11 protein-coding genes are annotated in these 14144 nt (G+C 63.3%); 8 read left to right on the top strand and 3 right to left on the bottom strand.

The genetic code is table 11. The features are described from left to right. Window positions 1-44 precede the first annotated feature (44 nt). The gene (locus ACGK9R_RS11590) at window positions 45-935 is read right to left on the bottom strand and encodes a farnesyl diphosphate synthase (protein ID WP_394581393.1); all 891 of its coding nucleotides are present in this window, start codon (window positions 933-935) and stop codon (window positions 45-47) included. Continuing rightward, window positions 929-1225, bottom strand: a complete 297-nt coding sequence (locus tag ACGK9R_RS11585; protein WP_394581391.1) for an exodeoxyribonuclease VII small subunit — start codon at window positions 1223-1225, stop codon at window positions 929-931. Before ACGK9R_RS11585 ends, ACGK9R_RS11590 begins: the two co-directional genes overlap by 7 nt. Window positions 1226-1486: 261 nt before the next feature. Here ACGK9R_RS11585 and serA point away from each other — a divergent pair, with 261 nt between their 5' ends. Continuing rightward, entirely contained in the window at window positions 1487-2731 is a 1245-nt protein-coding gene (gene serA / locus ACGK9R_RS11580; protein ID WP_394581390.1) for a phosphoglycerate dehydrogenase, read from the top strand. A gap of 51 nt (window positions 2732-2782) precedes the next feature. Here the strand turns inward: serA and ACGK9R_RS11575 are convergent, their stop codons facing one another. Further along, window positions 2783-3469 carry a pirin family protein gene (locus ACGK9R_RS11575; protein ID WP_394581388.1) on the bottom strand — a complete coding sequence of 229 codons (687 nt, stop codon included), beginning with the start codon at window positions 3467-3469 and terminating at the stop codon, window positions 2783-2785. A gap of 225 nt (window positions 3470-3694) precedes the next feature. Here ACGK9R_RS11575 and ACGK9R_RS11570 point away from each other — a divergent pair, with 225 nt between their 5' ends. From ACGK9R_RS11570 to ACGK9R_RS11540, 7 genes are all read left to right on the top strand, one after another. After that, window positions 3695-4642 carry a rhodanese-related sulfurtransferase gene (locus tag ACGK9R_RS11570; protein ID WP_394581386.1) on the top strand — a complete coding sequence of 316 codons (948 nt, stop codon included), beginning with the start codon at window positions 3695-3697 and terminating at the stop codon, window positions 4640-4642. Window positions 4643-4805: 163 nt separating this feature from the next. Next, window positions 4806-5624: an IclR family transcriptional regulator gene (locus ACGK9R_RS11565; RefSeq protein ID WP_394581384.1), complete on the top strand. Its 819-nt coding sequence runs from the start codon at window positions 4806-4808 to the stop codon at window positions 5622-5624. 26 nt (window positions 5625-5650) lie between these two features. Then, window positions 5651-6082 carry a YqaA family protein gene (locus ACGK9R_RS11560; protein WP_394581382.1) on the top strand — a complete coding sequence of 144 codons (432 nt, stop codon included), beginning with the start codon at window positions 5651-5653 and terminating at the stop codon, window positions 6080-6082. Between the two features lie 196 nt (window positions 6083-6278). Continuing rightward, window positions 6279-8666, top strand: coding sequence for a mechanosensitive channel protein (gene ybiO / locus ACGK9R_RS11555; protein ID WP_394581381.1), 2388 nt, complete (start codon window positions 6279-6281; stop codon window positions 8664-8666). Between the two features lie 122 nt (window positions 8667-8788). Further along, entirely contained in the window at window positions 8789-9604 is an 816-nt protein-coding gene (locus ACGK9R_RS11550; protein ID WP_394581379.1) for a flagellin, read from the top strand. Between the two features lie 186 nt (window positions 9605-9790). Beyond that, complete coding sequence (locus ACGK9R_RS11545; RefSeq protein WP_394581377.1) at window positions 9791-11044, top strand: aspartate aminotransferase family protein; 1254 nt, start codon at window positions 9791-9793, stop codon at window positions 11042-11044. Continuing rightward, on the top strand, window positions 11041-14127 hold the full coding sequence (locus tag ACGK9R_RS11540; RefSeq protein WP_394581375.1) for an FAD-binding and (Fe-S)-binding domain-containing protein: 3087 nt from the start codon (window positions 11041-11043) through the stop codon (window positions 14125-14127). Before ACGK9R_RS11545 ends, ACGK9R_RS11540 begins: the two co-directional genes overlap by 4 nt. Window positions 14128-14144 lie beyond the last annotated feature (17 nt).

Genomic DNA, 14144 nt, shown 5'->3' with positions numbered 1-14144 from the left:
TTTTTTGACAAGCAATATAGATACAGCAGACGCTCGGGCGGCGTCTAATGGTCGCGCTCGATCATGTATGCGGCAAGCTCTGCAAGCGGCGCGGCGGCGTCACCCAGCGGCGCCAGCGCCTCGATCGCCTCATCGGCCAGCTCCCGCGCCTTTTGCCGGGCGCCTTCGAGCCCCAGCAGGCTCGAGTAAGTCGGCTTGGCGCGGGCGGCATCGGCGCCGGAGATCTTGCCAAGCGTGGCGGTGTCGCCGGTCACGTCCAGTACGTCGTCGTGAATCTGGAAGGCTAGCCCAATGGCGCGCGCGTAGCGAGCCAGTAGCGCCAGGCGTGGGTCGTCTTCGTCTACCGCGGCAAGCCCGCCCAGGCGCACGGCGGCTTCGATCAGCGCGCCGGTCTTGTGCGCGTGCATGTGCGCAAGCGCCTCGACATCCGGTAGCCCACCCACCGCGGCCAGGTCCAGCGCCTGACCGGCTACCATCCCCTGGCGGCCCGAGGCGACGGCAAGCGTGGTTACCATGGCCGCCAGGCGCGGCGGGCGGGGCCTGGCCAGCACCTCGAAGGCCAGCGCCTGCAGCGCGTCGCCGGCAAGAATCGCGGTCGCTTCGTCATAAGCCTTGTGAACGGTGGGCTGGCCGCGGCGCAGGTCGTCGTCATCCATCGCCGGCAGGTCGTCGTGGATCAAGGAGTAGGCGTGAATCAGCTCGATGGCGGCGGCCGGGGCGTCCAGCGTTTGTTCCTCTGCCCCCAGCGCCTGGCCCGCCAGATAGACCAGCAGCGGGCGCAGGCGTTTGCCGCCCACCAGCAGGCCGTGGCGCATCGCCGCGTCCAGGCGCGCATCGACGCCGCCTTCGGTGAACAGCGCCTCGAGCGTCGCGCCGACCCGGGCGGTGCTGGTTTCGCGGTAGGCGCTCAGGCGCTGATGGCGGGGGCTTACCATGGGGGGGTGTCCTCGGCGTTATCGTCCTTTGGGGCGTCGCCTGGCGCCGTCTTGACGGGCTCAAAGGGGGCGACGCTGAGCTTGCCGCTAGCATCCTCGCTGAGCGCACGAACCTTGAGCTCGGCGCTGTCCAGGCGCTTTTGCGCGTCCCGGGTCAGCGTCACGCCCTCCTCGAACGCGGTCAGCGCCTCTTCCAGAGAGAGTTCGCCGGACTCGAGCCGTTCGACCAGCGTCTCCAGACGGGACACCGTGGCGGCAAAATCCTGTGAAGGGGAGGTGCTTTCGCTCATTGGCCCAGCCTACCTGTTGGCGCCCGTGGCGGGCGGCGTGTGTACCTGCGAGTGTGCCTTTCAACGTGACCGCACAGTATACACCCAGACCCGGGGGTGGCGTCTGCCACGGCTCATCGGCCAATGTGCGCCGGGTTCATTTTGAAAACGCACACTTTTCATTCGCGCAAGGCGCCGAGAGGCGGCGGCGTTGTGCTATCATGACGGCCCTTCCCGTTAACCGACAACGGCGCTTCGCCGAGCACAGAGGTTGATTCCGTCATGGCCAAAACGTCCCTGGACAAGAGCAAGATCAAAATCCTGCTGCTTGAGGGCGTCCACCAGAGCGCGGTGGACAATTTTCGCAACGCCGGCTACGAGAACATCGAGCACCTGCCCACGTCCCTGGACGAAGAGGCGCTGATCGAGAAGATCCGCGATGTTCACTTCATCGGTATCCGTTCGCGCACCCAGCTCAACGAGCGGGTGTTCGCCGCCGCCGAGAAGCTGGTGGCCGTTGGCTGTTTCTGTATCGGAACCAATCAGGTCGATTTGACCGCTGCGCTCAAGCGCGGGGTGGCGGTATTCAACGCGCCCTACTCCAATACCCGCTCGGTGGCGGAGCTGGTGCTGGCGGAAGCGATCATGCTGCTGCGCGGCATCCCGGAGAAGAACGCCCGCGCCCACCAGGGCGGCTGGCTGAAGTCGGCGAAAAACTCCCACGAGGCGCGCGGCAAGACTTTAGGGATCGTCGGCTACGGCAGCATCGGCGCGCAGCTTTCGGTGCTCGCCGAAGCGCTCGGGTTCAAGGTCATCTATTACGATGTCATCACCAAGCTCGGCATGGGCAATGCAAGCCAGGTGGGCAGCCTCGAGGAGCTTCTGAGCCGCTCGGATGTGATCAGCCTGCACGTGCCGGATCTGCCCTCGACCCGCTGGATGATCGGCGAGAAGGAGATCGCGGCGATGAAGCCCGGGGCGATCTTCATCAACGCCTCGCGCGGCAGCGTCGTCGAGATCGAGCCGCTGGCCGCGGCAATCAAGGCCGGCCAGCTCAACGGCGCGGCAGTGGACGTCTTCCCGGTCGAGCCCAAGGGCAACAACGAGGAGTTCGAAAGCCCGCTGCGCGGTCTCGAGAACGTGATTCTCACCCCGCACATCGGCGGCTCCACCCTCGAAGCTCAGGAGAACATCGGCATCGAGGTGGCGGAGAAGCTCACCACCTACTCCGACAACGGCACCACCATCACCTCGGTTAACTTCCCCGAGGTGGCGCTGCCCGCCCACCCGGACAAGCATCGCCTGCTGCACATTCACGAAAACGTGCCCGGCGTGATGTCCGAGATCAACCGCGTGCTGTCGGAAAACGGCATCAACATTTCCGGGCAGTACCTGCAGACCAACGAGCAGGTCGGCTACGTGGTGATCGACGTCGACAAGGCCTACGGCGCCCAGGCGCTCGAGGCCCTCAAGCAGGTCGAGCACACGCTGAAGATTCGCGTGCTCTACTCGGCGCACAACAGCTAAGCCGACGCGGTGACGTGTTCAAGGCGGCCTCCTTCGGGAGGCCGTTTTGGTTCAGGCCAGATCGAATAGCAGTACGTGGGCGCCTTTCGCCTGGGAGATCTCCAGCGTCTCGTCAGGGCCGAGGGCGGCGGCGTCACCTGTGGTTAACTGCTCGCCGTTGACCGTCAACTCGCCGCTGACCAGCTGCAGCCAGGCGTGGCGATGCGGCGGCGGGGTGGGCACCTCGCCCTCGAACAGGCCGGTGTAGAGGTTCACGTCCTGATGCAGGCTCACCGAATCCTCACGCCCGTCCGGCGAGACGATCAGCCGCCACTGGTTTGTGCGGGCCTCGCTTGAGAACGCCTTCTGCTCGTAGCTCGGCGTGATTCCGGTGGCAGCGGGCTCGATCCAGATCTGCAGAAAGTGCAGGCCTTCGGTGCTCGAGGCGTTGTACTCGCTGTGGCGCACGCCGGTGCCGGCAGACATGCGCTGCACGTCGCCGACGCGCATGGTTTCGCCGTTGCCGAGGCTATCCTCGTGGGCCATTTCGCCGTCGAGCACGTAGGAAATGATCTCCATGTCGCGGTGCGGATGGGTACCAAAGCCCCGGCCGGGGGCGACGCGGTCCTCGTTGATGACCCGCAGCGCGCGAAAGCCCATGTGCGCCGGGTCCATGTAGTGGGCGAACGAAAAGGTGTGATACGAGCGCAGCCAGCCGTGGTCGGCAAAGCCGCGCTCGTTGGAGCGGCGAAGTTTCATCAAGACTCTCCCGTTAAAGACGTTGGCGATCACTATAAGCCAACGCTCAGTATGAGAAAGTGAAGCTTTTGGCGCTCTATCGTCGATAAAATCGAGCGGTGGGCGCGCCCCTGGCGTGATCTGCGTCAATCCGCCAGGCTGCACGCGGGGCCGGCTTTGCGCTAGAATGAGCGCGTTTTTTTACCCCGGTCCGCCCTTTGCGAGGGCGACTACCAGGAGAGTTCGATGACCCAACCTTCCTCGACGGCCCCCATCGTGGTGGCCGCGCTGTACAAATTCGTCACCCTCAACGACTTCGAGGCGCTGCGCGAGCCGCTGAGACAGACCATGGTCGATCACGGCGTGAAAGGCACGCTGCTGCTTGCCCGTGAAGGCATCAACGGTACCGTGGCCGGCGCCCGCGAAGGTATCGATGCGCTGCTTGGCTGGCTGGCTGCCGACCCGCGCATGGCGGATCTCGATCACAAGGAGTCGTACTGCGACGAGATGCCGTTCTACCGCACCAAGGTGAAGCTCAAGCGCGAGATCGTCACCATGGGCGTCGAGGGCGTCGACCCCAACGACGCCGTGGGCACCTACGTCGAGCCGGAAGAGTGGAACGACGTGATCTCTGATCCGGAGGTGCTGGTCATCGATACCCGCAACGACTATGAAGTCGAAATCGGCAGCTTCGAAGGCGCCGTCGACCCGAAAACCGCGACCTTCCGCGAGTTTCCCGACTACGTGCGACAGCATTACGACCCGGCCAAACACAAGAAGGTGGCGATGTTCTGCACCGGCGGCATCCGCTGCGAAAAGGCCTCGAGCTTCATGCTGGGCGAAGGCTTCGAGGAGGTGTTTCACCTCAAGGGCGGGGTGCTGAACTATCTCGAGAAGGTGCCCAAGGAGCAGTCCCTTTGGCGCGGCGAGTGCTTCGTGTTCGACAACCGCGTCACCGTGCGCCACGACCTGAGCGAAGGCGCCTTCGAGCAGTGCCACGCCTGCCGCCGGCCGATTTCCGAAGAGGACATGCAGAGCGCGGCCTATGAACCCGGCATCAGCTGCCCGCACTGCATCGACTCGCTGCCGGAGAAAACCCGCGCCGCCGCCCGGGAGCGCCAGCGCCAGATCGAGCTGGCGAAAGCCCGGGGCGAACCCCATCCGCTGGGGCACGACCAGCGTAAGCGTGCTTGAAAGCGCCGCACACTTTTAACGTCTTGCTCTCTTTCGATAGCGCCCGCGGGCGCTATCGTCGTCTCGTTTCAGAATGGGATTTATTTCCGCAAACGCGACATTCACCTGCGCCTCGCGTTATCCTGCTCGCTTTGCGCGTCGAGCACGTTAAGGAGAAGGGACGGTGAGTGAGGGTAAGCGCCGATCGGTAGGGCGCCCGGCAGGGGCCACGAAGGCAAGCGGCGGGCACAGTCAATCGCTGGTGCGTGGGCTGACGCTGCTCGAGCATCTGGCGGCGAGCCCGCTGGGGCTCGCGCTTTCGGAGCTTGCCGAGCTTGCCGAGCTTGCGCCCTCCACCACCCACCGGCTGCTTCAGGCGCTGCAGAGCCAGGGCTTCATCGTTCAGGAGAGCGAGCAGGGGCTGTGGCGTATCGACGTCAAGACGTTTCGCATCGGCAATAGCTTTCTCGAGGCGCGGGACGTGGTGGCTACCAGCCGGCCGTTTCTGCGTCGGCTCACCCTGGACACCGGCGAAACCGCTAATCTTGGCATTCGCGATGGCGGAACAGCGGTATTTCTCGCCCAGCACGAATCGACCCAGATGATGCGCATGATCACCAAACTCGGCTCGCGGGCGCCGCTGCACGCCTCTGGCGTTGGCAAGGCGCTGCTGGCGGGCATGAGCGACGACGAGCGCGCCGAGCTGTTGAAAGGCGATACGCTCTCGCGGGTCACGCCCAACACCTTCTTCGACCCGGAGGCAATCGAGGCCGAGGTGCGCACCATTCGCGCTCAGGGCTTTGCCTGCGACCGCGAGGAGCACGCCATTGGCCTGCACTGCGTAGCGGCGTGCATCTTCGACGAGCGGCGCATGCCGCTGGCGGCGATCTCCGTCTCCGGGCCCATGGCGCGCATTCCCGAAGAGCGCCTGACAAGCCTTGGTCAGCTCGTGCTTGATGCGGCGAACAACATCACCGCTCGGCTCGGCGGCCGGCTGCCCTGAGCCTCTTGAGCCGGTAGCGTCGCGCCATGATCAGCCTGTTCTGGATTGCGCTATTGAGCGCGACGCTACTGCCCGGCGGCTCCGAGGTGTGGCTTGCCCGCCAGTGGTGTCAGGGCGAGCCCGCGGCCGCGCTCTGGCTGGTTGCCACGCTTGGCAATACGCTGGGAAGTTTGATCAACGTGGTACTCGGGCGCTACGCCCGCCGGTTCCAGCACCGGCGCTGGTTTCCTGCCACACCGGCGCAGCTCGAACGCGCCAGCCGCTGGTACCGGCGCTTCGGCGCCTACAGCCTGCTCTTGAGCTGGGTGCCGGTGGTCGGCGACCCGCTCACCGTGGCCGCTGGGCTGTTCCGCCTGGGCTGGTGGCGGGCGGTGGCGCTGATCGCACTGGCCAAGGGCGCGCGCTACGCTGTCGTACTCGCGCTGGCCACTCAGTGGCTGGCGTCCTACTGCGTTTGACCAGCCGGCTTTGAGCAGTCGTTTTTGAGCCGCTTGGCGGATGACGCGCCCCGCTCGTGTTATCCTGAGCGGTTTTTCGCGAACCGCGTCACTGGACGGCGTGGGGCTCAAGGCTATGATTTGCATAACGCGGTTTAGCCGTTAGATTGAATACACTACATCACCCAACGTACATCAACCCAAGGGAGACTCCGGTGTGACGCCATCACGTTTATTACCCTGGCTGGGCGTTTGGCTGCTGGCGCTGTTTGCCGCCATCAGCCCGGCGCTGGCGCAGACGACGCTCAGTGCCGACGACGAAACCGCCAACGCCACGACCCAGGCACCACCCTCCTATGAAGCGCTGGCGGATCTGCTCGAGAACGACCAGGCGCGCGAGCAGCTCATCGAGCGCCTGCGTAGCGAGGCCACGACGCTGCCCGGTGAGCTTGAAAGCGAGCTTTCGCCGCAAGCCGCCGCCGAGGGCGGCAATCTCGCCCCGGAGGACGTGTCGCTTCCACGCCAGCTCGCCGAGCTGACCAGTCGGGTCGTGGGCGATATCGGCACCCAGCTCGATCAGGCGGCCGGCATCGTCACCGGGCTGTTCAACGGCCAAGGCGACGGCATGTTCGACAGCGCGGCGTTTATCAGCGCGGCGATCAATCTGGGTATCGTGATCGCGTCCACCTTCGTGGTCTTTTTCATTTTTCGTCGGCTGGCGAAGTCGTTGTTCACCAAGCTCAGCGGCTGGTCGCAAGGCGGTGAAAGTGCCACTTCGATTCTGCGTCTGGTGGCTTGCGTCGCCATTGCGGCGGTCATCGACGCTCTGATCGTCGGTGCGGCTTACGTCGTCGGTAATTTGATCGCCACTTTTGCCGTGGGCGAAACCGGCGAGCTCTCTACCCGTGCCTCGCTTTTCCTGAACGCGTTTCTGGTCATCGAACTGATCAAGGCGGCGTTTCGCATGCTGTTCTCCTCGAGCTACGAGGGGCTGCGGCTGCTGCCCATTTCCGCCACGGAGGCGGGCTACTGGAACCGCTGGATCGCGCGGCTGGTGGGCATGGTCGGTTACGGTCTGATGGTCGTGGTACCGCTGACTAACTTCTACATCACCCCGGCGCTCGGCCAGGCGGTGGGCACCCTGATCATGATTCTGGCGTTCATCTACGCCGTGGGCGTGGTGCTGAGAAACCGCGTTCGCCTGCGCGATAACCTGCAGGACATGGGCCGACGCAGCACGATGACGGCGAGCCGCATTTCGCTGAACCTGTTCGCCCGCACCTGGCACCTGTTCGCGCTGCTCTATTTCCTGATCGTGTTCGTGCTCGTTCTGGTGCGCCCGGGCGACGCGCTGCCCTTCGTGCTGTTCGCCACGCTCAAGACACTGGTGGCGGTGGTGGTTGGCATTCTGCTTTCCAGCTTCCTGACCCAGACCATCGGTCGTCGCATTACGCTCTCCGATGACGTGCGCCGTAAGCTGCCGATGCTCGAGCACCGGCTCAATAGCTACGTGCCCAACGCGCTGCGCGTCATTCGAACCATCATCCTGGTCGCCGTGGTCATGGTCGTGCTGGACGCCTGGGGCGCCTTCAACCTGGCGAGCTGGTACGCTTCCGAGCGTGGCGGTCTGATCGTCGGGCGTTTGATCAGCATCGCGGTGATTCTGATCGTCTCGCTGGGCATCTGGCTGGGGCTGGCAAGCCTGATCGAGCACAAGCTCAACCCGGAAACCGGCGGCGGCGAGCCCTCGGCGCGGGCCAAAACGCTCTTGAGCCTGTTCCGTAACGCTCTGGCGATCGCCATGGTGACGATCACCGGCATGATTCTGCTCTCCGAGATCGGCATCAACATCGGCCCGCTGATCGCCGGTGCCGGTGTGCTGGGTCTGGCGATCGGTTTCGGTGCCCAGAAGCTCGTGCAGGACGTGATCACCGGCGTGTTCATCCAGATCGAGAACGCCATGAACACCGGCGACGTGGTCACCGTGGGCGGCATCACCGGCACCGCCGAGCGCCTGAGCATCCGCTCGGTGGCGATTCGTGATCTCTCCGGCACCTACCACATCGTGCCGTTCTCGAGCGTGGACACCGTCTCGAACTACATGCGCGAGTACGGTAACCACGTGGGCGAGTACGGTATCGCTTACCGTGAGAGCATCGACGATGCGATCGATCAGCTGAAGCTCGCTTTCGAGGATTTGAAGGCCAGCGAAGAGCACGGCTTCAAACTGCTGGCGGACATGACCGTTGCCGGTGTGACCGCGCTTGCCGACAGCTCGGTGAACATCCGCGTGGTGATCAAGACCACGCCGGGCGATCAGTGGGGCGTCGGCCGGGCCTTCAACCGTCTGGTCAAGCTGCGCTTCGATCAGGCCGGTATCGAGATTCCGTTCCCGCATACCACGCTCTACTTCGGCCAGGACAAGACCGGCTCCGCGCCGCCCGCGAACCTGCGCGTCATGCAACAGAACTTCACCATCGACGGCAGCCCCGCCGGCCAGCCGAAGAAGGGGGACAGCGCGGTGGACGACCGCTTCGATCCACGCCGCAAGTTGAACGCTCCGGAAGTGGATGGGCACAATCTGCCCGACGAAGACGACGTTTAACCCTCGATCGTCATCCAGCAAGGCCGCCTTCGGGCGGCCTTGCTGCGTCGGGCTCATGTTTTTTCGCGCCGCGCCGATAATGCTATCGAGCGTTTATCATCGCGAGCGGCCCACGCCACCCCATGTACAGCCTCAGAACCAATCTCACCTCGCTGATGGTGCAAAGTAATCTGCGCACCAGCCAGCAGGCCATCCAGACCTCCATGCAGCGGCTCTCCTCGGGGCTGCGGATCAATAGCGCCAAGGACGACCCGGCAGGACAGGCGATCGCCAACCGTATGGGCGCGCAGATTCGCGGCATGCACCAGGCCATTCGTAACACCAACGACGGCATCTCGATGGTGCAGACCGCCGAAGGCACCCTCGATCAGATCAACGACAACCTGCAGCGCATCCGCGAGCTCAGCGTGCAGGCGGGCAACGGCACCTACAATGCCCGGGACCGGCGTTCGATCCAGGACGAGATCGACCAGCGCCTCGAGGAAATCGACCGGCTCGCCGGGCAAAGCCGCTTCAACGGCGTGGGATTGATGGAGGAGAAGACCCTCAACATCCAGGTCGGCGCCAACGACGGCGATACTATCGGCGTGCGCCTGACCTCCATGGACATCGAGGCGCTGGGGCTCACCGGTTTCAGCGTGCTTGAAGGAAGTGCCACCGAAAAGCCTACCGACCTGCTCGACGGCGCCATCAACACCCTTGATCGCCAGCGAAGCTACTTCGGCGCGGTGCAGAACCGCTTCGAGAGCGTGATCGATGGGCTGGACAACGCCGTCGTCAATCTCTCTGCCGCCCAGTCACGCATTCAGGATACCGACTACGCCCGCGAAATCTCGAACCTGATTCGCGCCCAGCTCCTCCAGCAAGTGGGTATCGCCATCCTCGCCCAGGCCAACCAGCAGCCGAGTCTCGTTTTGCGGTTGCTCGAGGGGTTGTGAGTCACCTTCCATGTCGGCACATTCCCTCCGGGCTTTAGTTCGCTATACATCGCGATTTTTCGGGCTTCCTGGGCGCCCTTCATTCCTTACGGGAATGCATTAAGCGTTTTTTTTCGTTTGTGAGCCAAGCCATGAATTTGCTTTGATAAGCCCATTCAACTCGCAACGACAAAAGAGGCGACGACGATGGATCTCCCCCACGTAAGTGCTGCACTGGGCGTTCTGCATCCGATCTGCATTGCTCGCGGGCGCAATGCGGAAGTCTGGGACGAAGCGGGTCAGCGCTATATCGATTTCATCGGTGGCATCGGGGTGCTTAATTTGGGTCACTGCCATCCTGCCGTTGTGCAAGCCGTTCAGTCCCAGGTGGGGCGCCTGATGCACACGGCATTCAATGCGGTTCCCCATCGGGGTTATCTGAAGGTGGTTGAGGCGCTGAATCGGTTCGTGCCGGTGTCCTACCCGCTCTCGTGCATGCTGACCAACAGCGGGGCGGAAGCGACCGAAAACGCGCTGAAAGTTGCCCGGGGGGTGACCGGTCGCCAGGCCGTGATCGCCTTTGACGATGCCTTTCATGGCCGCACCCTGGCGGCGCTGAATCTGAACGGCAAGGTGAAGCCGTACAAATCCGGTCTCGGCGCCTTACCCGGCCCGGTCTACCATCTGCCGTTTCCCAGCCGCGATAGCGGGGTGACGGCAGAGCAGGCCCTGGCGGCGCTCGAACGGCTGTTCGAAGTCGAGATCCCGGCCGAGGAAGTGGCGTGCATGGTGGTGGAGCCGATTCAGGGGGAAGGCGGCTTTCGTCTACTCTCTCCCGAGTTTGCCAGGGCGATGCGCGACATCTGTCGTCGCCATGGAATTCTGCTGATTTTTGACGAAATCCAGTCCGGATTCGGGCGCAGCGGAAAACGCTTTGGCTTTAGTCATCTGGACGTCGAGCCCGACCTTCTATTGATAGGCAAGAGTATCGCGTCGGGCTTGCCGCTAGCGGCACTGGCCGGGCGCGCATCGCTGATGGACGCGCTGCCCAAGGGCGCCCTGGGCGGCACCTATTCGGGCAATGCCGTTGCCTGCGCGGCGGCCCTGGCGGTCATGGACGTCATGCAGGAAGAGACCCTGGCAGCGTGGGGGCAACAACTGGAGACGCTGATCGTCAAGGCCCACCAGGCTTGGCGCGACAGCGGCCGCTTCCCCATGTTGGGGGCCATGACCGGCGTGGGCGCCATGCGCGGTATCGTTTTCGAGGATACCCCAAACGCCACTGGCGCCGAGCACCTGGCGGCGCTACTGGCGGCCGGGCGTGAGGCCGGCGTGCTGTTGATGCCCAGCGGGCGCAAGCGCAACGTGCTGCGCCTGTTGCCTCCCTTGACGACGGAGCCCGAGATTCTGCAAGAGGGCTTGAACCTTATCGAGCAGGCGCTGGAGACGCTAAAAGCATGATGGCATCGGTGGCCGGGCAAGGCAGTAGCGCTTTATATCGGCAGTTTCTCGACGACCTGAACGCCGACTGCTTCGAGGGCGAGATCGCCCTCGATCACGCCCAGCGTACCGTGCTGGCCACCGATAACTCGATCTATCAACGCTTGCCCCAGGCGGCGGTATTTCCACGCCGCGTCGAGGATCTCGAGTGCCTTGCTCGGCTGGCGAGCGCGCCTGCCTACCGTAACGTAGTGCTGACCGCCCGTGGCGGCGGGACCGGCACCAACGGCCAGTCGTTGACCGACGGCATCGTCGTGGACGTCTCGCGCCACATGAATCGAATTCTGGATATCGACGTGGAAAACCGCCGCGTGCGTGTTCAGGCCGGGGTGGTCAAGGACCAGCTCAACGCCGCGCTGAAGCCTCATGGGTTGTTCTTTGCGCCGGAGCTCTCGACCTCCAACCGGGCCACCATTGGCGGCATGATCTCGACGGATGCCAGCGGCCAGGGCAGCTGCACTTACGGTAAAACCCGGGACCACGTGATCGAACTCGATACGGTGCTGCTCGGCGGCCAGCGTTTGCACAGCCGGGCGCTTAGCGCTGAAGAAGAGCGAACTGAGTGCCAACGGGAAGGCACTATTGGCCGCGTGCACGCCACCGCGGCAAGGATCATCGATCAGCAGCGCGAGCTGATTGAAGCAACCTTTCCTCCGCTCAACCGCTGTTTGACGGGCTACGACCTGGCGCACCTGCGGGAAGCGCAAGGCCAACTGAATCTGAACAGCTTGTTGTGTGGTTCGGAAGGCTCATTGGGTTTTTTGAATGAAGCCGTACTCAATGTGCTACCGATCCCCGGGTACGCCACCCTGGTCAACGTGCGCTATGCCAGTTTCATGGACGCGCTGCGCGATGCCAAGGCACTGATGTCTTCAAGCGCGCGCCCTACCTCGATTGAAACCATCGATGACACCGTGCTGCAGTTGGCCATGGAGGACTTTGTATGGGATGGCATGGCTGCGTTTTTCCCCGCCAACGGTAATTCGCCGATTCGTGGCATTAATCTGATCGAATTTAACGATGACGATCCCGAGCGCTTGGCCAAGCGGGTTCGCTCCTTTACCGAGCACCTCGGGCGCGATGTAACCGTCGAGCGTTCGGGTTACACCCTGGCGGAAGGTCGTTCACAAATCCAGAAAGTTTATGCCATGCGCAAACGCTCGGTGGGATTGCTGGGCAATGTGAAGGGCGAGAAACGTCCGATTGCCTTTGTAGAAGATACCGCTGTGCCACCAGAGCATTTGGCTGATTTCATTACGGAGTTTCGCGCTGCGCTGGATGCCCGCAAGCTCTCCTACGGCATGTTTGGCCATGTGGATGCGGGCGTACTGCACGTGCGCCCGGCACTGGATATGAAAGATCCTGAACAGGAAAAACTGATTCGTGAGATTTCTGATGAAGTGGTGGCCCTGACTCACAAGTACGGCGGGCTGTTATGGGGGGAGCACGGGAAAGGCATGCGTTCGGAGTATGCTCCCAGGTTCTTTGGTGAAATGTATCCCAGCCTGCAGCGCATCAAAGCCGCGTTTGACCCGCATAACCAGCTGAACCCGGGCAAGATAGCGTCTCCCCTTGAACACCATGAATTGATCGCTAAAGAGAGTGATCCAGCGCTGTTAACGGTCGATGGTGTCACCACGCGCGGTCAGTTGGATCGCACCATCGATGAACGGGCGTGGCAGGCCTATGACGCTGCGGTGCATTGCAACGGCAACGGTGCCTGTTACAACTACGATGTCGACGACCCCATGTGTCCTTCCTGGAAAGCGACGCGCGATCGTGCCCACTCACCCAAGGGGCGCGCCAGCCTGATTCGTGAGTGGCTGCGCCTGCAGTCCCGGGCGGGTATCGACGTGGTCGAAGAGGCTCGCCGGCAGCGAACCGAGCGGCCCTGGGGTTTCGTCAGGCGTTTGCCCCGGCGGGCGCTCAACACCTGGCTGCGCCCACCCTCCGAGGATTTTAGCCACCAGGTGTACGATGCCATGGCGGGGTGCCTTGCGTGCAAGGCGTGTGCCGGACAGTGCCCGATCAAGGTCAACGTGCCTCAGTTTCGTTCGCAGTTTCTGGAGGTCTACCACGGCCGATATCTGCGCCCCCTGCGCGATTACGTGCTTGGCGGGGCGGAGCGAATGCTGCCTGTATTGAGCAGCTTCGCGCCGCTCTACAACGCCATGATCGCGTCCTCGTGGGTGGAGGGGTTTTTGTGCAAGGGGCTTGGCATCAGCGATTCGCCGCTGCTCTCCCGCCCCGGGGCGCAGAAACGGCTGCGAAAGTGGGGCGCGCGAGTAGCCACCCCGGATGCGCTGGCCGGGCTCAGTCAAGCGCAGCGTGACCAGAGCGTGATCCTGGTACAAGATGCGTTCACCACGCACTTTGAAGCCGCGCTGGTGCAAGACGTCGTGGAGTTGCTTTCGCGTTTGGGCCTACAGGTGTTCATCATGCCGTTTGGCGCCAACGGTAAGCCGCTCCACGTGCAAGGATTTCTGGGCGCCTTCGAGCGCACGGCGCAGCGCCAGGCCAAGCGGTTGAAGGCCCTGGCAGGGTTTGGTGTGCCTCTGATTGGCGTCGACCCCGCCATGACGCTGACCTACCGTCAGGAGTACGTCAAAACGCTGGGCCGCGAGGCGGTACCGGAGGTAGTGATGCTGCAAGAGTGGCTGCTCACCCGAAAGGCGATACTCGCCGCTTACGCAGGGCAAAGGCGCGATCCCGGTTTCAAGCTGCTTTCCCACTGTACCGAAAAGAGCAGCGTGCCGAAGGCCCCTGGGGCTTGGCAGCAGGTATTCGAAGCCGCCGGGCTGACGCTCGAACTGGTGGCGACCGGCTGCTGCGGAATGGCCGGAACCTACGGCCATGAAACCCGCAACACGGCGACCTCCCGAACCATCTACGCACAGACCTGGCAGCCTCGGGTCGATGCCGAGCCGCGTAAAGAGCGGCTTCTGGCCACCGGATACTCCTGTCGAAGCCAGGTCAAACGTTACTCGAACCAGACATTGATGCACCCGCTTCAAGCGCTACTGGCGCATCTGAAAGCAGCATGAGATTGATATTTCAACAA

This window comes from Halomonas sp. HNIBRBA4712 (assembly GCF_043558675.1).
Classification (GTDB): Bacteria; Pseudomonadota; Gammaproteobacteria; order Pseudomonadales; family Halomonadaceae; genus Vreelandella.
This window is presented reverse-complemented; position numbering and strand designations above follow the sequence as displayed.

Excerpts from the sequence above, each read along its gene's own strand:
- ACGK9R_RS11590 (WP_394581393.1), bottom strand. The coding sequence starts at position 935 with ATGGTAAGCCCCCGCCATCAGCGCCTGAGCGCCTACCGCGAAACCAGC.
- ACGK9R_RS11585 (WP_394581391.1), bottom strand. The coding sequence starts at position 1,225 with ATGAGCGAAAGCACCTCCCCTTCACAGGATTTTGCCGCCACGGTGTCC.
- serA (WP_394581390.1), top strand. The coding sequence starts at position 1,487 with ATGGCCAAAACGTCCCTGGACAAGAGCAAGATCAAAATCCTGCTGCTT.
- ACGK9R_RS11575 (WP_394581388.1), bottom strand. The coding sequence starts at position 3,469 with ATGAAACTTCGCCGCTCCAACGAGCGCGGCTTTGCCGACCACGGCTGG.
- ACGK9R_RS11570 (WP_394581386.1), top strand. The coding sequence starts at position 3,695 with ATGACCCAACCTTCCTCGACGGCCCCCATCGTGGTGGCCGCGCTGTAC.
- ACGK9R_RS11560 (WP_394581382.1), top strand. The coding sequence starts at position 5,651 with ATGATCAGCCTGTTCTGGATTGCGCTATTGAGCGCGACGCTACTGCCC.
- ACGK9R_RS11550 (WP_394581379.1), top strand. The coding sequence starts at position 8,789 with ATGTACAGCCTCAGAACCAATCTCACCTCGCTGATGGTGCAAAGTAAT.
- ACGK9R_RS11545 (WP_394581377.1), top strand. The coding sequence starts at position 9,791 with ATGGATCTCCCCCACGTAAGTGCTGCACTGGGCGTTCTGCATCCGATC.
- ACGK9R_RS11540 (WP_394581375.1), top strand. The coding sequence starts at position 11,041 with ATGATGGCATCGGTGGCCGGGCAAGGCAGTAGCGCTTTATATCGGCAG.